Origin of the sequence: Klebsiella terrigena, assembly GCF_012029655.1 — a bacterium.
Taxonomy (GTDB): domain Bacteria; phylum Pseudomonadota; class Gammaproteobacteria; order Enterobacterales; family Enterobacteriaceae; genus Klebsiella; species Klebsiella terrigena.
Map to the genome: position 1 here is coordinate 3,499,924 of NZ_CP050508.1, position 22,249 is coordinate 3,522,172.

At 55.2% G+C, this 22,249-nt stretch carries 22 protein-coding genes and 1 pseudogene; 13 read left to right on the forward strand and 10 right to left on the reverse strand.

Annotated elements, in window-relative coordinates; all coding sequences use genetic code 11:
• Positions 1-3: 3 nt before the first annotated feature.
• Entirely contained in the window at positions 4-933 is a 930-nt protein-coding gene (locus HCK03_RS16465; RefSeq protein WP_167691916.1) for a LysR family transcriptional regulator, read from the reverse strand.
• 133 nt (positions 934-1,066) lie between these two features.
• Between HCK03_RS16465 and HCK03_RS16470 the strand changes: the two genes are divergently transcribed.
• Positions 1,067-2,122, forward strand: a complete 1,056-nt coding sequence (locus tag HCK03_RS16470; protein WP_167691917.1) for an SDR family oxidoreductase — start codon at positions 1,067-1,069, stop codon at positions 2,120-2,122.
• A gap of 191 nt (positions 2,123-2,313) precedes the next feature.
• Positions 2,314-2,796, forward strand: coding sequence for a cold-shock protein (locus HCK03_RS16475; RefSeq protein ID WP_041145029.1), 483 nt, complete (start codon positions 2,314-2,316; stop codon positions 2,794-2,796).
• A gap of 150 nt (positions 2,797-2,946) precedes the next feature.
• On the opposite strand, the gene HCK03_RS16480 is transcribed toward HCK03_RS16475, so the two are convergent.
• Positions 2,947-3,486 carry a DUF2058 domain-containing protein gene (locus tag HCK03_RS16480; RefSeq protein WP_041145028.1) on the reverse strand — a complete coding sequence of 180 codons (540 nt, stop codon included), beginning with the start codon at positions 3,484-3,486 and terminating at the stop codon, positions 2,947-2,949.
• 425 nt (positions 3,487-3,911) lie between these two features.
• Between HCK03_RS16480 and HCK03_RS16485 the strand changes: the two genes are divergently transcribed.
• The 3 genes from HCK03_RS16485 (at position 3,912) to HCK03_RS16495 (ending at position 6,769) form a co-directional block, all read left to right on the forward strand.
• Entirely contained in the window at positions 3,912-4,445 is a 534-nt protein-coding gene (locus tag HCK03_RS16485; protein ID WP_228283748.1) for a glyoxalase superfamily protein, read from the forward strand.
• Positions 4,446-4,733: 288 nt separating this feature from the next.
• A complete protein-coding gene (locus HCK03_RS16490) occupies positions 4,734-5,711 on the forward strand; it encodes a DUF1852 domain-containing protein (protein ID WP_041145026.1) in 978 nt (325 codons plus the stop codon).
• Positions 5,712-5,737: 26 nt separating this feature from the next.
• Complete coding sequence (locus HCK03_RS16495; protein ID WP_123551240.1) at positions 5,738-6,769, forward strand: methionine synthase; 1,032 nt, start codon at positions 5,738-5,740, stop codon at positions 6,767-6,769.
• A gap of 5 nt (positions 6,770-6,774) precedes the next feature.
• Here the strand turns inward: HCK03_RS16495 and HCK03_RS16500 are convergent, their stop codons facing one another.
• From HCK03_RS16500 to HCK03_RS16510, 3 genes are read right to left on the reverse strand one after another with little or no spacing between them, the layout of a single operon-like run.
• Entirely contained in the window at positions 6,775-7,638 is an 864-nt protein-coding gene (locus HCK03_RS16500; protein WP_041145024.1) for an efflux RND transporter periplasmic adaptor subunit, read from the reverse strand.
• Positions 7,635-7,850 carry a DUF1656 domain-containing protein gene (locus tag HCK03_RS16505; RefSeq protein WP_041145023.1) on the reverse strand — a complete coding sequence of 72 codons (216 nt, stop codon included), beginning with the start codon at positions 7,848-7,850 and terminating at the stop codon, positions 7,635-7,637. The genes HCK03_RS16500 and HCK03_RS16505 overlap by 4 nt, the downstream gene beginning before the upstream one ends.
• Complete coding sequence (locus HCK03_RS16510) at positions 7,840-9,903, reverse strand: FUSC family protein (RefSeq protein ID WP_167691918.1); 2,064 nt, start codon at positions 9,901-9,903, stop codon at positions 7,840-7,842. Before HCK03_RS16510 ends, HCK03_RS16505 begins: the two co-directional genes overlap by 11 nt.
• A 77-nt stretch (positions 9,904-9,980) precedes the next feature.
• Between HCK03_RS16510 and HCK03_RS16515 the strand changes: the two genes are divergently transcribed.
• The gene (locus HCK03_RS16515) at positions 9,981-10,775 is read left to right on the forward strand and encodes an AraC family transcriptional regulator (RefSeq protein ID WP_143716930.1); all 795 of its coding nucleotides are present in this window, start codon (positions 9,981-9,983) and stop codon (positions 10,773-10,775) included.
• 120 nt (positions 10,776-10,895) lie between these two features.
• Here the strand turns inward: HCK03_RS16515 and HCK03_RS16520 are convergent, their stop codons facing one another.
• Complete coding sequence (locus tag HCK03_RS16520; RefSeq protein WP_115193125.1) at positions 10,896-11,111, reverse strand: hypothetical protein; 216 nt, start codon at positions 11,109-11,111, stop codon at positions 10,896-10,898.
• Between the two features lie 481 nt (positions 11,112-11,592).
• Between HCK03_RS16520 and iraP the strand changes: the two genes are divergently transcribed.
• Entirely contained in the window at positions 11,593-11,934 is a 342-nt protein-coding gene (gene iraP, locus HCK03_RS16525; RefSeq protein ID WP_135184893.1) for an anti-adapter protein IraP, read from the forward strand.
• Positions 11,935-11,983: 49 nt separating this feature from the next.
• Here the strand turns inward: iraP and HCK03_RS16530 are convergent, their stop codons facing one another.
• Together HCK03_RS16530 and rcnR are read right to left on the reverse strand one after the other, a co-directional pair.
• Positions 11,984-14,158, reverse strand: a complete 2,175-nt coding sequence (locus HCK03_RS16530) for a TonB-dependent siderophore receptor (protein WP_041145020.1) — start codon at positions 14,156-14,158, stop codon at positions 11,984-11,986.
• A gap of 818 nt (positions 14,159-14,976) precedes the next feature.
• Entirely contained in the window at positions 14,977-15,249 is a 273-nt protein-coding gene (gene rcnR / locus HCK03_RS16535; protein ID WP_115193127.1) for a Ni(II)/Co(II)-binding transcriptional repressor RcnR, read from the reverse strand.
• Positions 15,250-15,372: 123 nt separating this feature from the next.
• Between rcnR and HCK03_RS16540 the strand changes: the two genes are divergently transcribed.
• On the forward strand, positions 15,373-16,491 hold the full coding sequence (locus HCK03_RS16540) for a nickel/cobalt efflux protein RcnA (protein WP_148250595.1): 1,119 nt from the start codon (positions 15,373-15,375) through the stop codon (positions 16,489-16,491).
• A 252-nt stretch (positions 16,492-16,743) separates the two neighbouring features.
• On the opposite strand, the gene HCK03_RS16545 is transcribed toward HCK03_RS16540, so the two are convergent.
• Positions 16,744-17,544 carry an SDR family NAD(P)-dependent oxidoreductase gene (locus HCK03_RS16545; protein WP_167691919.1) on the reverse strand — a complete coding sequence of 267 codons (801 nt, stop codon included), beginning with the start codon at positions 17,542-17,544 and terminating at the stop codon, positions 16,744-16,746.
• 96 nt (positions 17,545-17,640) lie between these two features.
• Between HCK03_RS16545 and HCK03_RS16550 the strand changes: the two genes are divergently transcribed.
• Positions 17,641-18,009 (forward strand): MerR family transcriptional regulator, encoded by a 369-nt coding sequence (locus HCK03_RS16550; protein WP_135184895.1) that lies wholly within the window; start codon positions 17,641-17,643, stop codon positions 18,007-18,009.
• Between the two features lie 64 nt (positions 18,010-18,073).
• Positions 18,074-18,218, forward strand: a pseudogene (locus HCK03_RS16555) (integrase); the annotation flags it as partial.
• 138 nt (positions 18,219-18,356) lie between these two features.
• Here the strand turns inward: HCK03_RS16555 and icd are convergent.
• On the reverse strand, positions 18,357-19,607 hold the full coding sequence (icd, locus tag HCK03_RS16560; protein WP_041145017.1) for an NADP-dependent isocitrate dehydrogenase: 1,251 nt from the start codon (positions 19,605-19,607) through the stop codon (positions 18,357-18,359).
• Positions 19,608-19,840: 233 nt separating this feature from the next.
• On the opposite strand from icd, the gene rluE reads away from it, so the two are divergent.
• The 3 genes from rluE (at position 19,841) to mnmA (ending at position 22,248) form a co-directional block, all read left to right on the forward strand.
• Positions 19,841-20,491 (forward strand): 23S rRNA pseudouridine(2457) synthase RluE, encoded by a 651-nt coding sequence (rluE, locus tag HCK03_RS16565; RefSeq protein WP_041145016.1) that lies wholly within the window; start codon positions 19,841-19,843, stop codon positions 20,489-20,491.
• 18 nt (positions 20,492-20,509) lie between these two features.
• Positions 20,510-20,956: an NUDIX hydrolase gene (locus HCK03_RS16570; RefSeq protein WP_143716938.1), complete on the forward strand. Its 447-nt coding sequence runs from the start codon at positions 20,510-20,512 to the stop codon at positions 20,954-20,956.
• Positions 20,957-21,141: 185 nt separating this feature from the next.
• Positions 21,142-22,248: a tRNA 2-thiouridine(34) synthase MnmA gene (gene mnmA, locus HCK03_RS16575; RefSeq protein WP_141334716.1), complete on the forward strand. Its 1,107-nt coding sequence runs from the start codon at positions 21,142-21,144 to the stop codon at positions 22,246-22,248.
• Position 22,249: the final 1 nt, after the last annotated feature.

Below are 22,249 nucleotides of genomic sequence, written 5' to 3' on the forward strand. Positions count from 1 at the left end.
CCGCTATTTTTCGCGAGGGGCCAGGGACGGGTGCATGGCTATTCCGCTGACGTTGCTCATCCCGCTGATGATGGCCTCGGTGAGCATCCGCGCCTTCAGCGGGATAAAGCGTCGGGTAGGATAGAGCGCATACAGCGCGAGCGGCTGCCAGCGGTACTCCAGCAGCACCTGGACCAGCGTTCCCTGTGCCAGCTGCCTGGCCACCAGCGGCTGCTGTATGCCGCCAATCCCGGCCCCCGCCTCCAGCGCGGCAATGAGCGAGAAGCTATTGTTGGCGCGAAAGACAGGGTTCAGGCGGACGCTCTCTTTGCCGCCCGCGCCTTGCAGGGTTAGTTCGTCTCCGGCGGCGAGGCCGCTGTAGCGAAGCGTCCGGTGCTGTGCCAGCTCTGACAGCCGCGCCGGCATCCCCGCCTGCTGCAGATAGTGCGGCGCGGCGACCAGCACGCGCTGAACGTTAGCCAGCCGTCTGACGACCTGGCTGAGACCTGCGGGCTCTCCCAGGCGGATGGCCAGATCGACGCCCTCGCTCACCACATCGGCAAGCCGGTCCTCCAGCGTCAGCTCGACGCTGAGCTGCGGATTCTGCTGCTGAAAGGCGACAACGATCGGCGTCAGAAGATGCTGGCCAATCCCCGTTGGCGCCTGCACGCGCAGCGTTCCGCTAAGTTTCTGCTGCTGCTCAAGCAGCGTCTCTTCCGTTTCGCTCAGCGCATCGAGGATTGGACGGATCTGCTGATAGTAGCGCTCGCCCGGCTCGGTCAGGGTCACCGAGCGGGTGGTGCGCAACAGTAACGCCACCCCGAGGCTCTGCTCGAGGGCCATCACCTGCTGGCTGACCGCCGGCTGGGTCAGCCCGAGGCTGCGGGCCGCGGCCGAGAGATTGCCGGTTTCAGCCACCCGGATAAAAACTTCCATCGCTTTGAGCTTGTTCATCGTCTTCACTTCAAAGATTTTGTTATTAATCTTATTACAAACGCCCCTCTTCTGCCTTCATCGCTAATGAATCATGCTCAGGTTTCACTTTTGACCCGCAATTCCACTTTCGACTCGCAAAGAGGTGCTTAGCATGAAGACTCAACAACATCAGCGTTTGGCCGTGGTTGCCGGCGCCAACGGCGTCGCCGGAAACAAGCTTATCGATGAGCTGGAGCGCTCCGGCTGGCAGGTCATCGGACTGTCGCGGCGGGGAGGCGCCTCGCGTCCCGGCGTTCGCTACCTGGCGGTGGACCTGCACGATCGCAAGGCGACGATGGCGGCGCTGGCGGATTTGCCGGTCAGCCATCTGTTTTATGCCGCCTATCAGCATGCCGATAGCTGGGCCGGACTGGTGGAGCCGAACCTCACGATGCTGGATAACGTGCTCAGCGCCGCCGAGCAGTCGCCCCGGCTTGTGCACGTCAGCCTGATGCAGGGCTATAAGGTCTATGGCGCGCATCTTGGCCCGTTTAAGACCCCGGCGCGCGAAAGCGATGCGGGGCATATGCCCCCGGAGTTCAACGTGGCGCAGCAGATGCTGCTGGAAGCGCGTCAGCCGGGAACAAACTGGCACTGGACGGCGTTACGCCCGTCGGTCGTGGGTGGGCTATCCACCGGTAATCCGATGAACCTTGCCCTGTCGCTGGCGGTGTATGCGGCTATCTGCAAGGAGCTCAATATTCCGCTGCGCTTCCCCGGCCGGCCGGGCGCCTGGCACAGCTTGATTGAGATGACCGATTCCGGCCTGCTGGCCAGGGCGACGCGGTGGGCGGCCACCAGCGAGGCGGCTGAGAACCAGGCGTTCAACGTCAATAATGGCGATCTGTTCCGCTGGCAGGAGATGTGGCCGCGTATTGCCGCCTGGTTCGATCTGCCGGTCGCCCCGCCTCTGCCGATGTCGCTGCGGGAGGTGATGGCGGATAAAGCGGCCATCTGGCAAAAAATGGCGGCCAAATATCAGCTCAGGGAGAGCAATATCGGCGCCATTACGGGCTGGGAATTCGTCGATTTCGTTTTCAGCTGGGACTACGACATGTTTGCCGATGGCAGCAAAATACGCCGCGCCGGCTTCCATGATTACTGTGAAACCGAGCAGATGTTCTTTCAGCTGTTTACCCAGTTCCGCCAGCTGAAGCTCATTCCCTGAGCGATGCCTGCGCGGGTTAACCCGCGCTGAATGAGCCTGGCCACGGCTCATTCAGCGTTAGCCGGCCGCCGCCTATTCGCATAGCTGAAATTTATCATCCAGACTTAAAGCAAAGACGTAGTCTGCGCAGGGATTGTGTTTTACACTGCGCGCTGCAAAAACTCAGTAGATAAACGATTAAGTAGGCGGTAATGGCGATGAACGGAACAATCACAACCTGGTTTAAAGATAAAGGCTTTGGATTTATCAAAGATGAAAACGGCGATAACCGTTATTTTCATGTGATTAAGGTCGCCAATCCGGAGCTGATTAAGAAAGATGCGGCGGTGACTTTTGAGCCCACGACCAATAACAAGGGCCTGTCAGCCTATGCGGTGAAGGTGGCCCCGGAAAGCAAATATATCTATATCGCCGGCGAGCGCATTAAGCTCACGTCGATCAAGTCTTACCTGGTCTACAGCGAAGAAGTGCCTGCCGATATCCGCATTGATAAAGAAAATGCGGTGCTCTCCGTGGGGGCGCTGATGGGCAGCATTCGGCCGAAGGCAGCCGCCGAGCCGGGTGAAATGCGCGCGCTGAAAAAGCTGGCGATCACCACCTTCCAGGGGACGACGTTAATCTTCTCGGAAGACGAGATAGACGTCGATGCCACGGTGAAAATGCTCAAAGTCTGAGAACCTGCGAACGGGCCCGCGGCTAAAGCCCCGCCTGCACATGGCGCAGCGTCCGGGACCAGGGCCGCGTTTTGCAAAAGCTATCCGCACCGCAGAGTGAATGAAAAGTCCGACAGGACTTTTCATCTGAACGCGGCGGCACAGGCAGATTTACCACATCAAATCATCAGGCACTTTGAAGTCGGCGTACGGATCGTCTTCATCCTGCTCTTCCTGACTCAGCGCGCTGTTTAAGACAATGCTGTTGGCATCGCGCTGGGCAATTTTATCGGCGACGACGGCGGGGATAATCGCGTATTCGTTCTCGCCGCTGCCCTCAGCAATCAGGCGCGCGATGGCGAGACGGCCGCTAATCAGCTGAGCGTGGGTTGGCTTATCGACCACGATTTTTTTAATTAAGTTGTTATCGGTGAAGTTAAAATCGATATTGCCTCTGGCGACGCTGATTCGGTTCATTTCAATCAACTGCTTGACCTGCGCTTTATACTCTTTCGATAAGGTGGCCTGCTTTTGCTGTTCGCTCAGCTGCTTATCACGCTCAAGCTGGGTCTTTTTGTTTTCTTCCACCGCCTCTCTGGCCTCACGCGCCTGAACCCGTGATTTTTTAGCCGTTCTTTGGACTTTAGCCATTTTCTTGCTGGTCACCAGACCCGCTTTTAGCATCTGCTCTTGTAAGGTAAGTTTTGTCATTTCCGCTTCTGAACCCGTTGAATAATGCGTGGGATTATACCCGTAATTTTAGCCGATATACCAGGCCACCTGCCCCGTTTGCGAGGGGTTTCCCAAACGGCGCGCCCGTGCAAAAGCGCTCATCCGCCTTAAGCCACTTAAGAACCTACGGGCAGCGATAAGCGGTACGCCAGCGATCGGCGACGGTCGGACGAAGAAACCGACGCCCGCTGTTAGCGCTTTTTTCATTCAGGGGCAGCGGCCTGGCGCAGGGCTTGCGTCATTGACCCTCATTATATATTTTAATCCCTGGCCCGTGCTGCCCGCCGCTCGCTTCCGGATGGAAAAGGTGAAAGCACGTCATTGACCCACGTTGCTTAGCTCACATCTTGTGACGATCGGGGTTTGGTAATGCGAGCGCCAAAACGCCCTGACGACAGGAGAAAATGATGTTTTCGATCGAGCAGGCAAAGCTTATGGCAACCAAACTGCGCAACTCCCTTGAGTCGCGCAACGTCACCCTCCCCCACTCTTCCGCGCTTGAAATTGTGGCGCAGCAGCTGGGCTATAAGGACTGGAATACGGCAGCGGCAAGGTTAGATCCCCCGGCGGCGCCCGCTGCGGTCTCATTTGAAAAAAGCATCCCCATTTTACGCATGTTTGACGAGCGCAAAGCGCGCGAATTCTACGTCGATTTCCTCGCCTTCAGCGTTGAATTTGAGCATCGTTTCGCGCCAGACCTCCCCCTTTATCTCGGGATCGGCCGAAACGGCCTGCAGATTCACCTCTCTGAACATCACGGCGATGCCAGCCCGGGAGCGACAATTTTCATACCGATGCGCAACATTGAATTATTCAGGGATGAGTTAAGGCACAAGAATTACGGCTACGGGCGGCCGGAAATCGTGCACCAGGCGTGGGGAAAAACCCTCGAGGTTCACGATCCCTTTGGCAACAGGCTGCGCTTCTGCAAAAGCTAATCCCCGCCAAAACCTCCGCGCAGCGCCCTTCCCCCGTCGGTTGATGGGGGAAATCCTCCACTCAAGGGCCGTGCGCAACGCTGACGCATTCTGCTGTTTCCCGGATCATGAAGATAGCTCATGTTGTAATGAAATTAAGTCGCTTTCGCTCATCTAACGCCTCTGGCATAAATACACAATATTAACTTATTGACAACATGAACAGCGGCGGACGAAAAGACCAGCCGCTGCTGGAAAATCACCACGCAAATTCAGTTTTCATGTTAGAACCAGGGATACCAGATCGCGATGAATAAAGACTTTACGTTTACGGTTAAGAGCACGCTTTTCGATGAAAACTATAACCCTTCTGAAAATACGCGTATTACCACCAACTTCGCGAATTTAGCCCGCGGGAAAGAGCGGCAGCAGAATTTGCGCAACACGCTGGTGATGATTGACAATCGTTTTAATACGCTGGCGCATTGGGATAACCCTAAAGGCGATCGCTATGCTGTCGAACTTGAAATTATTTCTGTTGAAATGAAGCTCGAAGCCAATGGCGAAACCTTCCCGGCGATCGAAATTTTAAAACCCAATATTATTGATAAAAAGACCCGGCAGCGCCTTGACGGTATTGCGGGGAATAATTTCTCATCCTACGTGCGAGATTATGACTTTAGCGTCGTGCTGTTAGAGCACAATAAGAACCAGGCGCAGTTTAGCATCCCGGACAACTTCGGCGTGCTGCACGGCAATATATTTAAAAACTTTGTTAGCTCCAGCGAGTATAAAGAGAACTTTAAAAAACCGCCGGTCATCTGCTTAAGTATTTCAAGTAAGGATACCTACCAGCGAACCGGCAACCAGCATCCGGTATTAGGTATCGAATACCAGCAAAACGGATCGTCTTTGACCGAAGAGTATTTCGGCAAAATGGGCTTAACGGTTCGCTATTTCATGCCTAAAAATAGCGCGGCGCCTTTGGCCTTTTATTTCACCGGGGATTTGCTGAGCGATTACACCGACCTTGAGCTGATCGCCACCATCAGCACCATGGAGACATTCCAGAAAATTTACCGCCCGGAGATTTACAACGCCAACTCCGCGGCAGGGCAATACTATCAGCCCAACCTGAATCACCAGGATCATTCATTGACCAAAATCGTTTATGACCGGGAAGAGCGTAGCCGGCTGGCTATTGAGCAGGGAAAATTTACCGAAGAGCATTTCATCAAACCATACCAGAATATTCTTGCGCAATGGTCTGCTAGCTGCCCTCTTTGATTAATAGAAAATAAAGGTCATCCATTATGAAAACGTTATTACCGACTTCAACCGCCGGCAGCTTACCGAAACCTTCCTGGCTTGCGCAGCCCGAGACCCTGTGGTCGCCGTGGAAACTGCACAACGAGGAGCTCGTCGAGGGCAAACAGGATGCGCTGCGCCTCTCCCTGGATGATCAGCTTCGTGCGGGGATCGATATCGTCAGCGACGGCGAACAAACCCGTCAGCACTTTGTCACCACGTTTATTGAGCACCTCAGCGGCGTTGATTTTGAGAAACGCGAGGTGGTTAAAATACGTAACCGCTACGACGCCAGCGTTCCGACGGTTGTTGGCGCCGTGGCGCGTCAAAAGCCCGTTTTCGTCGAAGATGCGCGCTTTTTGCGCCAGCTCACCAGCCAGCCGATTAAATGGGCCCTGCCGGGGCCGATGACGATGATCGATACGCTTTACGATAACCACTATAAAAGCCGCGAAAAACTCGCCTGGGAATTCGCAAAAATTCTCAATCAGGAAGCAAAAGAGCTGGAGGCGGCCGGCGTCGATATCATTCAGTTTGATGAGCCCGCCTTTAACGTCTTTTTTGACGAGGTGAATGACTGGGGGATCGCCGCTTTAGAGAGAGCCGTCGAAGGGCTGAAATGTGAAACGGCGGTACATATCTGCTATGGATACGGCATCAAGGCCAACACCGACTGGAAAAAGACCCTGGGCTCAGAGTGGCGGCAATACGAAGAAGCGTTCCCCAAACTGCAAACCTCTAATATTGATATCATCTCGCTGGAGTGCCACAACTCGCGCGTGCCGATGGATCTGCTCGAACTGATCCGCGGTAAAAAAGTGATGGTCGGGGCCATCGACGTGGCAACCAATACCATCGAGACGGCAGATGAAGTCGCCGCTACCCTGCGAAAAGCGCTGCAGTTTGTCGATGCCGACAAGCTCTACCCTTCGACCAACTGCGGCATGGCTCCCCTCTCTCGCCGGGTAGCCACGGGTAAACTCAACGCCTTAAGCGCGGGCGCGGAGATTATTCGCCGCGAGCTCGCAAACAGGTAGTCTCGTTACGGGGTGATGGCGATACTCGCCGACAGCCCGGCGACCAGCTCAACCCCTGCCGGTAGCCTGTCTATATGGATACGTACCGGCACCCGCTGCGCAAGCCGCACCCAGCTGAAGGTCGGGTTTACCTCCGGTAGACCCAGCCCGCCGGTTTCATCATTACTGTCGCCGATGCCGTGTCCGATACTCTCAACGTGGCCGGCGATGGTCGCTTCAAATCCCATCAGCGCGATCTGCGCGCTGTTGCCCACCCGAATATGGCGCAGCTTCGTCTCCTCAAAATAGCCCACTACCCAGAAACTCTGCGCATCGATAACGGCAACGGTGGTCACTCCGGCGGTGGCGTAATCGCCGGGACGCAGCCTGAGATGGGTGACGTAGCCGGCGACCGGCGCCCGAACCGTAGCATGGGCCAGGTTGAGCTGCGCCAGCTCCAGCGCCGCCAGCGCGCCGTGATAGTTCGCCGCCGCGACGTTCGCCGCGCTGCCCGTTTGCTGTAAATCCTCCTTCGAAATCACGCTGCTGAGCTGCGCGCGCCTGCGGGCGGCATCCTGGCGCATGGACATCTCATGGCGCCTGGCTTCAACTTCGGCCTCGGCGCTGGCTACCGCCAGCTTCAGCCAGTGCGGATCGATGGTATAGAGCACATCGCCCCGATTGACCCACTGATTATCCCTCACCGCCACGCCGTTCACCGGCCCGGAAACATCCGGCGCAATCCGCACCACATCCGCGCGAACCCGGCCATCCCGGGTCCAGGGTCTCTGGGCATAATGCTTCCACATCATGAAAGCCAGAATGGATGCCGCCGCGACCGCAATAAGCGTCAGCGCGTAGCGGCTCAGGAGAGACAGAAATGACTTCATGCTAATAACCCCAGCGCGTTCAGTCCCTGCAGCAGCAGGAAAAAGGTGAAAATATAGGTCGAGAGCCCAATCAGCGGACGACAGGGCAAACTGCGGTATAGCCTGCTGAAGGCGAAAAGCGCCACCAGCAGCAGCGTGCACAGCAGGGTCACCAGCGCGACCACCAGCAGACCGGGAACGAAGACTCCGCCAAAATTAACGTCACTCATCATCGGATGACTTCCTGTTTTGTTCACTTAAGGCACAGTGCAGATCGACAAGCTCGTCCGTCAGCCGACACGATAGGCCATCCGTCGCCGGCGCATAGCGGTCCGCTATAGCCAGGATCCGCTGGCGTAAGACGGCGGCCTCTTCCCCACGGGCCAGCCGGGAAAATAGCGCGTTAATCTCTTTCGCCGCCTCGCTCCCCATCTGAAGACGCAGGCGGCGTAACCGCATCACGCAGAGCCCCACGCGCAGATGGTGCAGCATGTGGTTGAGCGCCTGCCCCGACGATTGCCGGCTTCGCGGCAGGCGCGGCAGCAGGAGCGCCGTGCGGTCAATCATCAGATTCGTCCACTGCGCCTCATCCGGCGCAAACGTCCCCTTCAGGCTGCGCCTGACGTCGCGGCGGCAAATGCGCAGCAGGCGATTGATGGCGGAGTCTGCCTGCACCGTTTGCAGCACGCCCATGCTCGCCACGGCAAAACCGGTGGCGGCAAACAGGGCGATGGCCGTGTTGATCGCCACCGCGAAGTCGCCGCTATAGTGAGGGCCCAGCTCGCATAAAATGGGCAGCGTCAGCGTAATCCCCATGGCCATAAACGTGGTGGGCGGCCGCGCCTGCAGCGAGCCGGCGAGCAAATAGACAGGGGCCAGCGCCGCAACCAGCACGCTGAAATCGGTAATCTGGGGGAGAAGCACGAAGCTGTAGAGCAGGCTGGCCGCCACGCCATAGGCCGAGCCGACGATATACTTAACGATATGGGGCGCCGGAGTATCGAAACTGCCAAACAGCGTGCAGCAGACTCCGAGAATGGAAACCGCCGTGCCGCCATCGGGCCAGGCAGAGTAAATCCATACCGCGCAGCCGCTCGCTATTATCGTGAAAGCGCCCAGCGCGGTGCGCGCAGCCGACAGGCCGTCGCGGTGGAAAACGTAGCCTTTTACCGCCCTTCCTTCGGCCGCTATTTGCGCGGGCTGCGCATGGCGGATGGCGTCAGCGAGTCGCTCGCACTGCTGCAGCAGGATGATTGCCTGCTGAAGGTGACGAGCCAGGCTCACCTGCTGGTGTCGGGCAAACGTCTGCGCATCGGCCGCGAGCCGCGCCGTGAGGCGTGCGCTGCGTTCTGCCAGCGCGTCTCCCGCTATTTTCCGCTGCCCCGCCTCCTCGCAGGCCAGCCATGTTTTGACCTCCTCCAGCAGCCGCTGCAGATCGCCCGGAATGGCGCCGTTCATCTGCAGGCGATCGCGTAATTCGCAGCTGACCACCAGCAGCTGCGCCAGCCGGTCATGGATCGCTTTTCTGCCGTTGCGGGCAAACCCCGGGATCGCAAAGTCATAGGGGAGATGGTGATTGACGCCCTGCAGGAACTGCAGCGCCAGCGCCAGCTGCAGGCTACCCGCGGCCTCATCGGGTTTACCCGTTAGCGCGTGGGCGAGGGTCTGGCGCACGGCGCGCAGCGTATCCGCAACCTTGCTGTTAAACAGTCCGGATAGCCGCTTTGGCAAAACGTACCTGTGGACCAGCGCTGCACAGAAGATGCCGATGGTAATTTCCTGCACCCGGGTGATGGCGACATCAAAAATGGTGCCGGGATCGAGCACCGCGGGAAAGCCGATCAGGCTGGCGGTGTAACCGGCTAATACATACGCATAGGCGCGGGGCGTGCGCTCAAGCAGCGACAGGTAAAGACAGAAGGTGATCCAGCCGGCGAGCACCGCGCTGCAGACCAGCGGCATATTAACAAAGGCCGGCACGATCAGCACGGTCGCCCCGGCGCCGGCTATCGTGCCGATCAGGCGATAGACGCACCGGCTCAGCGACGCTCCCACCGACGTTTGCGACACAATGTAGACGGTAATAATGGCCCAGGAGGGCCTTTCCAGGCCGATGGATAAAGCGAGGTAATATGCCAGCATCGCGGCCGCAAAACTTCTCGCGGAATAGAGCAGAGCGCCGGCATCGCTCAGGAGGCCGGGCGAGGAGAGTAGCCCCCCCGCACGACGGAAGACCACGCTTTTAGCCCGCAGCAGGCGGGAGGGACAATCGTTTATTTGGCTCATGCCGGCAATTATTACCGGGTTGCGCATCTCATTAAATACTATATTCTGTCAAAAAATACCTAAATACTGCCAATACGATGCCGTCCCAATACGCCACCACATTCTTTGACCCGGACGCCGCAGGATCGCCGGCGGTCGCCCGGCAGCTTGATTTCGTTGATTACGCCGCGGAAGTGCCGGTCCACACCCACCGTAAGGGGCAGCTGATTATCGCGCTTTACGGCGCCGTTATCTGCCGCGCGGAGAACAACCTGTGGATCGTCCCACCCGACTGTGCCGTGTGGATCCCCGGCGGCGTCCCTCATAGCGCTAAAGCCACCTGGAACGCGCATCTCAACTATTTATTCATTGAGCCCGGCGCCGCGGCGCTGCCGGAACGCTGCTGTACCCTGGCGGTATCCGGGCTGATCAAAGAGCTGGTCGAGCGCTTAACCCGCGAGGAGGTCGGCTATTCGGCAGACAGCCACGCCGCCAGGCTGACCCGAGTAACGCTCGATGAGCTGACCGCCATGCCGCAGCAGAACTTCAGCCTGCCGGTCTCGGCGAATGCCAAAATACGCGCCATGGCCGATGCGCTGGTGAGCCATCCGGAGGATCGCAGCACGCTGCAGGAGTGGGCGAAGAGGCTGGCGCTCAGCGAGCGCTCGCTGGCGCGGCTGATGCAGCGCGAGACGGGCTTAACCTTCGGGCGCTGGCGCCAGCAGCTGCACCTGATTATTGCGCTACGGGAGCTGGCCAGCGGCACCTCCGTGCAGAACGTCGCGGCTCAATTGGGCTATGAGTCCGTGAATGCCTTCATCACCATGTTCAGAAAAATGATGGGCAGCACCCCGGCGCACTATTTCGCCGAGCGTAAAACCGCGGCTTCCTGACCGCGCAGGTGAATGAACGTGCGTTCACGGCGATATTTTAACCTCCGCATTTGGGGCGGGAAATTCCGCCCCTTTGCTCGCTCAGCGCTCGGCTCAAAATAGGTTCAGCAATCTGCGGAATTAACGGCGGACGCTATTGTCTTTAATGCAGTGCCCGTCATTGCAGCTCAGCGCATCGGCGGTGGCGACAGGATGTTTGGTGTTATCGCCGGTGACGGCAGCGGCGGCAACGGGGTGGTCGGACTTAGCCACAATGGTGGTGCGGGCGACGGGATGATTAGCAAAGGCAGGAAGCGCGACGGTAGCGAAGGCCAGGGCCAGAATGATTTTTTTCATCGTATTATCTCTATTAAGTTGGCCTGATATTATCAGCGCCGGACGTTGTTGAAACTTATTAACAAAAAATATCTTATTGTTATTTTCAGGTCAGAACAACAGCATTGATAAAGTTTATTTTTACACATCACAGCAGCGCTGAAATTATTTAAAATTAAACAAAATAGGCATTATTAAGGCATGTGGACAAATAACAGCCGCACCATCTTAATATAAACACTCGCTCCCTTGCTTGATTCTCTTTTTTCAGATGACGCATGCTCGCGTACCGACCCCGGCGAACGCCCGACGGTGAACGCTGGTTGAGGATATCCGCATCGGGAAAACGGCCCGTGTTGTGACAACATGGCGACAAGATCGCAGCCCTGCTAACACTGAAGATATTTTTTCTGGCATATTTATGTGCTATGGGTATTTCGCCGCACCAACAACGAAGATAGCCATCGGCAACCCCGTTTATCTTATTGATTTGAGGAGTATCATGAACAATGTCATTCTCAGCATAATCGCGAAAATCTCTTCTATGGACGCAGAAAGCAAACAGCTTGCTGCTCAGGTTGAAGCACAGTCATTACTTATCAGCGCCTTAATGCTGGCCATCGGCAAGGAAGGCGGCGTATCAGAACTGGTAGGCAGCGTTTCTAAGGCGATAAATTCCGTTCTTGAATCGTCCGAAGAGGTTCTGAAAACGGACGCTGAGCTTCTGTTGACCAAATTCCAGGAGCAAATCGCGCTGACGCAGTTGATCAGCACGCATGGCGAGGAGATAAACCCGGAAGCGACGGACGGTTCCTCCCCCTCTTCCGATCCGCGCCCTGATTGAGCCGGCAGCGATAAAAACAATGAGGGCGGCCTGAAGACCGCCCCGTTGATTAAAACGACATGGTTACGCCGGCGTAATAAGCGCGACCCGGTTCGTTATAGGTTGAAGCCCCCGCGTTCTCACGGTAGATCTGCTTATCAAACAGGTTGTTGATACCCGCATTGGCGCGCAGATTCCTGGTAATATCGTAGTTAACGTTCAGGCCAACGATGGAATAAGGACTAATTTCACGTTGTGAAAGGCCGTTATTGTTTTCAAGGGACGTTTCCGCATACTGGCGCGGTTTCTGCCGACCATATTGCGTCCAGTTAACGTTCGCGCTCAGATCTTCAGTGGCCTGCCATTCCAGCTGGGAGTTGATGGTAAATTCCGGGATCACCGACAGCGGATTGCCGGTCTTCTTGCTTTCAGAACGGAACATGTAGGTGGCGTTAGAGCGCCACTCCAGCGTATCGGCAATCAGAGGAATGGTCAGGTTGCCTTCCAGCCCTTCAACGATAGCTTTACCGCCATTCTCCCACTGCAGCACGTTATAGGCGCCGTTGCTGTAAATGGCCGAAGTGCCGGAGACGATTTTATTTTTGTAGTCATTGCGGAAGTAGGTAATACCCGCGGCATAGCCCGCATGACTGAATTCCAGACCCACCTCTTTGTTCACGCTAATTTCAGGGTCGAGATTGTCGTTACCCAGTAAATAGCATTGACTGAGGCCAATCGGGCAGCCGTTACCGCGCGTAGAAAGCAGGTAGCCCGGCGTTGACTGATAAAGATTAGGCGCTTTGAACGCGCGGGCGATACCGGCTTTCATGGTGAAATATTCCCCCAGCCCCTGCGAAATATTCAGGCCTGGGCTCCAGTTAGCGCCGAAATTATCGTGATAGTCAAAGCGCAGCCCCGGAATCACCTCGGTGCTGTCGGTCGCGGCAATATTATCCTCGAAATAGAGTGAGCTAATCGTGGCCGAGTTTTCACTGCTGCGCTGGGACGGATCGCCTGAGCTACCCGGTAAATAGAGGTTAGTACTCGACGACTGCATGGAGGCGGGATCGTTGAGCTCATCGCGGTTCCACTCCGCGCCGAGGGTCACCGTTTGATCGACCAGCAGCTGCAGCGGGAAGCTGACCTCCCCGCCCGCCCGATAGCTTTCCAGCCGGCTGGTTGAGTAGACATCGCTGTTGATCATCCCTTCCGTACTGCCGCCGGTGCCCTCTTTTAAACGGGTGTTATTGGTCTTTTCATAGTTAAAGTTAAGCCTGGACGTCCCCCAATCCCAAATACCGTTGTGAGTGATGCCATAGTTTTGCCGGTATAAGCGGTTGGTTTCATCGCCATAGAGCGACTCTACTAAGCCACCAGCGCTGCTATTACTGTTGCTGTTTTGCGTATCACCCGCGTAGATATTGCCCTGACGGCTATAGCCATAGGAGAAATCAACGATCTGGGCCGGGGTGATTTTCCAGGAGAGCACGCCGCTGATATCTTTATTACGCACGCCTTCGCGACCCGCTGCATAGGAACCGTTTTGTGCGGTATTGATGTCATAGGCATCGGCATCGGTGCGGTTGATATTGCCATACAGACGCATCGTTAGCGCGTCACCCGCCAGCGGGCCGCTGAGGTTGAAGTTAGCGCGTCGGGTGTCACCTTCTTTGCTGCTTTCCGGCTGATTGGTGAAGAGGGAGAGCGAGCCATGCCAGTCATTGGTGGGGCGTTTAGTAATAATATTGACCACGCCGCCCGCAGCGCCAGAACCATAGCGGGCCGCTGCCGGGCCGCGAATCACCTCAATACGTTCCACCATTTCTGCCGGCACCCAGTTGGTATCGCCGCGAGAGTCGCGTTCGCCGCGCCAGCTGTAGCGCACGGAGTTACGAGAGCTCACCGGCACGCCGTCAATCAGCACCAGGGTGTTTTCCGGGCCCATGCCGCGGATGTCGATTTGCCGATTGTTACCGCGGCTGCCGCTGGCGCCATTGCCGGTCAGGTTCACACCCGGCATTTTGCGGATGATGTCGGCAAGATCGTTAACAGGAGGGCTTTTTTGAATATCTTCTTCGGTGATAATTGACACACCGGGCTGCTGTTTGAGCACCTGTTCGGCGGTGACGAGCATCGTTTCGTCGTCAGCCAATTTCTCCGTGGCTTCTTGTGCAAAAACGGGTGAGCTGAGCAAGCCGGCCAAAAACAGCGCAATTGGGCGCTTTTTATCTAAAGTTACATTCACTTAAATAATCCCCAGAAGAGTTAATATTTGTAAGTAAATGCTTATGATAATGAGAGTGATTCTCATTGTACACACGCCGAAATAGATCCTCCTTTTTTTCTACATTATTTGATGGCTTTGCGGTTTATATGTAAATAAACGTAAGGCCATCGATAGAGGAACAAAGAAATAGATATTGGAAAATACTCAACCACCAAACACTCATTAATATTCTTATAAATCATAGTAATGAAAACAGTAATAACGCACCGCAATTATCTGGCTTTTGGTTCCTCTCCGCCGTTATGCCAAAAAGAGCTGCAGTTAATGAGCGAAAATTGAGGAGAAACCGTGCAGAAGATCATACAAAGCTTTACATTGAGCGCCATTATTTCGCCAATACTTGCCCCTCCTCAACGCTCGACGTAGGCCGCCCGATTGCGCCGTAATACCCAGCATATGAATGAGTTAAATCTTATGCTGTGGCCCTGCCCTGACCAATGTGCTCCAGTCACAATCAGACGTTGACGCCGAGGGCCGCCCGCTCGAATAACCGTTCACGATTCTGGATATAACGATCAGTATTAATTTTGAATTAAGTACTAACTGAAGAGGAATTCCGGGTCGGGTTACAGAGAGGATCGTGCGAAATTATGAGTGCCTGGTTTCAAGCGCCAAAATGGCTACCCGATTGCTGATTTCAACATATTGCATGGAGTGGCTTCGATGGCGCCGGAGGGTGATTTAAGGTGCAACAGTCACCCATACGCTGACCGCTTCAGTTTATCGACCAGGCTGCCTGATTAATCTACAACGCAGGTGAGTGTCAGGTAATTGATTTATTTAATATAAGAGTCTAAAACTTTCAGCACTACGTCTAAATCACCCTCACGTTTTGCTTCACTCTCTTCATGAACAATGTGTTCGCTCAGATGGCCTTTAATAACCTCACGCATCAAGCCATTGACTGCTCCACGAATGGCGGCAATTTGCTGTAGTACGGCAGCGCATTCATGAGGTTCATCGAGCATTTTTTTTAGCGCAATGACCTGTCCCTGGATTTTACTGGCCCGGGCCTTAAGTTTCTGTTTATCACGAATAGTGTGTGACATGCTGCCCTCTTAAAAGCTGTAAATTATTAGAGATTATATCATTGTCGTTCTACTGGGGGGTAGTATTTGGTACTGGGGGGGAGTAGAATTCCCGTCACGTATTCTACTATGTCGATCATCCTCATGTTTGAATTCACAACGCTTTTGCAGCAGGGCAATGCATGGATCTTCATCCCCAGCGCGATCCTTCTCGGTGCCATGCACGGCCTGGAACCCGGTCACTCAAAAACGATGATGGCGGCTTTTATCATCGCTATCCGCGGAACGGTGAAGCAGGCCGTTATGCTGGGCCTCGCCGCCACGCTTTCGCATACGGTAATAGTCTGGATGATTGCGGCAGGCGGCATGTATATAAGCCGCAAATTCACCGCTGAATCGGCTGAACCCTGGTTTCAGCTCATTTCTGCCGTCATCATTCTGGGCACTGCGGCCTGGATGTTCTGGCGCACCTGGCACGGAGAGCGCCTGTGGCAACGGGAGCAGGAAGAAGAGCATGCGCACGGCCATCATCATCATGCCGAAACGCGGATTATTGATACCGGCCACGGTCGAGTTGAACTCTCTATTTTTGCAGAAGGACAGTTAGCGCGCTGGCGTTTGCGCACCCTGAGCGGACGCAGCTGGCAAACGCGGGATGTGTCACTGGAGACAAACCGGGGGCAAGGCACTTCCTCGCAGGTTTTCGATTTTGTCGACATGGACGGTTTCATGGAGTCCACAAAGACTATCCCTGAACCGCACAGCTTTGATGTTCGTCTGACGCTGGGCCATCGCGGCCATGTTCATGACTACGACCTGACATTCCATGAGCACCATCACGATCGTTCGGTGCTGGCAGGAGTGGATGCATCATCACAGGAGTACCAGGATGCGCATGAAAAAGCGCACGCCAACGACATTGCAAAACGTTTTGCCAACCGGAATGTGACCACGGGTCAGATAATCCTCTTTGGTCTGACGGGCGGACTGATCCCGTGCCCGGCGGCCATCACCGTGCTTCTGCTTTGCATCCAGGTGAAAGAATTTTCGCTCGGTGCGGCGCTGGTTTTATGCTTCAGCGTCGGTCTGGCGATCACCCTGGTCACGGTCGGTGCTGCTGCGGCATACAGCGTGCGGCAGGCGACAAAACGCTGGAGTGGTCTTGATACGCTGGCGCGACGTGCTCCCTATTTTTCCTGCGTGTTGATTGCTCTGGTGGGGATTTATATGGGCTATCACGGCTGGACCGGCGTCATGCAGTAACTCGCTGAAGACTCTCTCCAGACCCGCTTTGCAATTCGACCTGAGCATGTGCTTGCTGAGGTCGAATATTCGGACCCTGCCCTTGATGATTAAGACAGATAAGCGGTTGCCGGTTAACCTTTACGCCATGTGCGCGATATTTCCGTTGTTTACCTGTCGCAGCGCCCGGTCATTGCCGTCTCCCCCTTATGTTCGATGGAAGTTCATAAAGGTTTGGGGCTTGCACACATTGATGTCCAGACCCAGTTGCGATTAATCTCGCGCTGGCTTTGGGCGTAAGACTTTTTCTGCAATGAGCAAGAGGCGCTGGCGCGTAACGAAACGTTGTAACTGGCCGAGCAACCAGTTTTTGCAACCAGTAATCAGATAACTACGGTTAGTATCAACGGCGTATAGCGCCTGTTTTACCACGCTTTCAGCCGACATTCGTTTACCCACTGAAGCCTCCTGCGCATTGACCACATCAAAAAAGGCCGTATCCGTTGCGCCGGGGCAAAGCGCCAATACGCGGATGCCGCGCGCGCGATATTCCGCCCAAAGCGCATTCGAAAATGAAAGCAAAAATGATTTCGTGGCACCATAAACCGCCATATAAGGATCCGGTTGCATAGCGGCTGTAGAGGCGACGTTAATAATCACACCGGAACCGCTTAGCAGCATTCTGGGCAGCATAGCGTGAGTGAGTTCGACGGGCGCCAGGCAGTTAACTTTTATTTCTTCACGTTGTCGCTCAAGAGATAGCGTTTCGAACGGCCCATATGTCGCAAAACCGGCGTTATTAATAAGAATGTCGGGATAAAGCCGTAATGCATCAAGTCGTGCCGCAATGTGCGGAATGGCATCAGATGCCATTAAGTCCTGCACAATGATAGTCACTGATACACCATGATCCCTTTCTAACTCGGCCGCGAGAACCTGCAGTTTTAGCTCTGAGCGAGCCGTTAAGATCAGTGCCACACCGCGAGCAGCCAGCTGTTGAGCGAAGACCCTCCCTATTCCTGAGGATGCCCCCGTAACCAGCGCTGTTTTCCCTGTATAATCAAAAGAATTCATACTATGTTTCCTGTTTGCCAATATGCGCACAACAAGATAAACCGTGCACTTAGGTCAACGGTCAAGAGTGATTTTATACGAGGTAAGGGCGGCAATATGAGAATCGGTGAGCTGTGTGTAAAAGCGGGGTTATCTAAGGATACGGTACGTTACTATGAAAGGCTGGGATTGCTGGAGAAAATTCCTCAACCTAATGGCAGCAACAACTATAAAGTCTATTCCGCGGTGGATTTGCAACGTTTAAAAATGATCAAACATGCCAAAATGCTGGGGTTTACTCTGGCAGAGATTTCTGATGTCTTAGCTGTCTGGATAGAAGACCAATTTACCGTTGCGCAAAAGCAGGCCTGTCTGCACCGCAAGCTCGAACAGCTTGAAGAGAAAGCAAAGGCATTAGCTGAGCTGAGGGCCGGACTGATAAATGCCCTTAACAAGGTCGGCGAGCGTTGTGTAGACGTATTTTGAGACGGTGCAGTTGACCTGCCAACGCATTGGTGACATATGCAATATGAAGCTCTCAGATATCCGGGATGACGGAACTGCGCCCACCTTTCATGAGCAGAGGTCTCTTTCTGAACGTTTATATCGTGAACAGGGTTTGGATACTCAAAACTGTTAGGCCATAAATCTAAGAAATGGCGGATAACTACAACGATGACCGAGTCCAAGAATAGGTCGTTGTAGGAAATAAATCGGTATGATTTTTCGTCGGTTTTGGGGAATAGTTTTGGGGAAGATTTTGGGGAAAGCTTTGGATGATAATAAAAACGGGAGCTCAATGGCTCCCGTTTTTGTCTAACCCAGAGACTGGATTACATGTTCGCGATAATCGCGTCGCCAAACTCGCTACATTTCAGCAGTTTAGCGCCTTCCATCAGACGTTCAAAGTCATAGGTCACGGTCTTAGCGGCGATTGCGCCTTCGGTGCCTTTAACGATCAGGTCTGCGGCTTCGAACCACTGCAGGTGGCGCAGCATCATCTCAGCGGAGAGGATAATGGAACCTGGGTTCACTTTGTCCTGGCCGGCGTATTTCGGTGCAGTACCGTGGGTCGCTTCAAACAGCGCACACTCGTCACCGATGTTCGCGCCCGGTGCAATACCGATACCGCCAACCTGCGCCGCCAGGGCGTCAGAGATGTAGTCGCCGTTCAGGTTCATACAGGCAATAACGTCATACTCGGCCGGACGCAGCAGGATCTGCTGCAGGAAGGCGTCAGCGATAACGTCTTTGATGATGATCTCTTTACCGGTGTTCGGGTTTTTAACCTTCTGCCACGGGCCGCCGTCAATCAGTTCACCGCCGAATTCTTCGCGAATCAGCTCGTAGCCCCAGTCTTTAAAGGCGCCTTCGGTGAACTTCATGATGTTGCCTTTGTGTACCAGCGTCAGCGAATCACGGTCGTTGGTAATGGCATATTCGATAGCAGCGCGAACCAGGCGTTTGGTGCCTTCTTCGGAGCACGGCTTGATGCCGATGCCGCAATGTTCCGGGAAGCGAATTTTCTTCACGCCCATCTCATCACGCAGGAATTTGATAACTTTTTCGGCTTCAGCGGAGTCTGCTTTCCATTCGATGCCCGCATAGATATCTTCTGAGTTTTCACGGAAGATAACCATATCGGTCAGTTCAGGATGTTTAACCGGGCTTGGCGTACCCTGGTAGTAGCGTACCGGGCGCAGGCAGACGTACAGGTCCAGCTCCTGGCGCAGGGCAACGTTCAGAGAACGAATACCGCCGCCAACTGGCGTCGTCAGAGGGCCTTTGATAGCAACACGATAGTCACGAATCAGATCAAGAGTTTCGGCAGGCAGCCAGACGTCCTGGCCATAAACCTGGGTCGATTTTTCGCCGGTGTAAACTTCCATCCAGGAAATTTTACGCTCGCCTTTATAGGCTTTCTCAACGGCGGCATCCACCACTTTCAGCATCGCTGGGGTCACATCAACACCGATACCATCACCCTCGATAAACGGGATAATCGGGTTATTAGGGACGTTCAGTTTGCCATCTTTCAGGGTGATTTTTTGACCTTCCGCCGGAACTACTACTTTGCTTTCCATTAACCTCTCCTTCGAGCGCTTCTGGTTCTGCTCTTCCTTTTCACACTAACCGAGCGTTGGCTTTATCCGCCCACTCCGCTACCGGGTGATCCCGCTAACCGGAGATTCGCGTCCGTGCCGCCTTCTAGTAGCGCGAATCAGTTTGAGCAATATTTTTGTTAAAAAATTGTGATGAGCATGTCAATACTACCTGAATGTTTGCATCCATGAAAGGCATTCGTAATTAGGCTATAATGCGGCAATTGACGGGGCCTGAAAATACCATGCAGAAAACTTCATTTAGAAAACATCGCGTTGAGCGATTCAGCTCACAACAAGTCACCAGACAACGTAAAGAACGCCAACCAACCAGCGTGATCTTGTTCAATAAACCCTATGATGTATTGCCGCAGTTTACCGACGAAGCCGGACGCAGCACGCTAAAAGATTTTATTCCGCACGCCGGCGTCTACGCGGCGGGCCGTCTTGACCGCGATAGCGAAGGGCTGCTGGTGTTAACTAACGACGGCGCGCTCCAGGCGCGGCTCACCCAGCCGGGCAAGCGCACCGGTAAAATTTACTACGTCCAGGTGGAAGGCGAACCGACGCCAGAAGCGCTGGAGGCGCTGCGCAACGGCATTACGCTCAACGACGGCCCCACCCTGCCCGCCGAAATTGAGCGCGTCGCGCAGCCCGAATGGCTGTGGCCGCGCAATCCTCCCATCCGTGAACGCAAGGCGATCCCCACCAGCTGGCTGCAAATCACCCTCTATGAAGGCCGCAACCGTCAGGTACGCCGCATGACCGCGCACGTGGGCTACCCCACGCTGCGCCTGATTCGCTACGCGATGGGCGGCTATACTCTCGACGGTCTGGACAACGGCCAGTGGCGTCAGGTCGAATAATCATCCCAGGAGTGGAATATGTTTAAACCGCACGTCACCGTAGCCTGCATTGTACACGCTAAAGATAAATTTTTAGTGGTAGAAGAGACCATCAACGGCAAAGCGCTGTGGAACCAGCCGGCCGGTCATCTCGAGGCGGATGAAACCCTGGTGCAGGCGGCCGAACGCGAGCTGTGGGAAGAGACCGGGATCCGCGCCACTCCCCAGCACTTTATCCGCATGCATCAGTGGATCGCGCCGGACCGCACGCCGTTTCTGCGCTTTCTGTTCGCCATCGAGCTTGACGAGCCCTGCGCTACCGAACCGCACGACAGCGATATCGACCGCTGCCTGTGGCTAAGCGCCGAGGAGATACTCCACGCGCCCAACCTGCGCTCTCAGCTGGTGGCAGAAAGTATCCGCAGCTATCAGGACGATCCGCGCCACCCGCTGTCGCTGATCGGCGCCTTTAACTGGCCGTTTTAACACGTAAAACCGGAGCCAGCGCTGACGGGACGCGGCGGCACTTTTGGCGCGCTTGCGCGCTATCCCCGCAGAGATAAGGCCAGTCAGCGCAGCGGCACGCAAAGTATGCCCCCTTGAGGGGGTGCCTGAGCCGCGACTGCGTGCTAGAATATGCCGCCTTGAAGTTCAATGTGGTGAGTATTCCAATGTCAGAAAATCCAAAAAAAGTGATCGTCGGCATGTCCGGCGGCGTCGACTCCTCGGTTTCCGCCTGGCTGCTGATCCAGCAAGGCTACAAGGTCGAAGGCCTGTTCATGAAGAACTGGGAAGAAGACGATGGTGAGGAATACTGCACAGCCGCCGCCGATCTCGCTGACGCTCAGGCCGTCTGCGATAAGCTCGGCATTGAGCTTCACACCGTCAACTTTGCCGCCGAATACTGGGACAACGTGTTCGAACTGTTCCTGGCTGAATATAAAGCCGGACGCACGCCAAACCCGGATATTCTGTGCAACAAAGAGATCAAATTTAAAGCCTTCCTCGAGTTCGCGGCAGAAGATCTTGGCGCCGACTATATCGCCACCGGCCACTACGTGCGCCGCGCCGACGTTAACGGCAAAAGCCAGCTGCTGCGCGGGCTCGACGGTAACAAAGACCAGAGCTACTTCCTCTACACCCTCGGCCACGAACAGATCGCCCAGAGCCTGTTCCCGGTCGGCGAGCTGGAAAAGCCGCAGGTACGTAAAATCGCCGAAGAGCTGGACCTCATCACCGCGAAGAAAAAAGACTCTACCGGCATCTGCTTTATCGGCGAACGCAAGTTCCGCGAATTCCTTGGCCGCTACCTGCCCGCCCAGCCGGGTAAAATCCTCACCGTGGACGGCGAGGAGATCGGCGAGCATCAGGGGCTGATGTACCATACCCTCGGTCAGCGTAAGGGCCTCGGCATCGGCGGCACCAAAGAGGGCAGCGAAGATCCGTGGTACGTCGTCGATAAAGACGTCGAGAATAATATTCTGGTGGTCGCTCAGGGCCACGATCACCCGCGCCTGATGTCGGTGGGGCTGATTGCCCAGCAGCTGCACTGGGTCGATCGCGAGCCGGTGCAAGGCACCCTGCGCTGTACGGTGAAAACCCGCTACCGCCAGACCGATATCCCCTGCACCGTGAAGGCGCTGGACGACGAGCGCATCGAAGTCATCTTTGATGAGCCGGTTGCGGCGGTGACGCCGGGCCAGTCGGCGGTCTTCTACAGCGGTGAAGTGTGCCTCGGCGGCGGCGTTATCGAACAGCGCCTGCCGCTGCAGGCCTGAC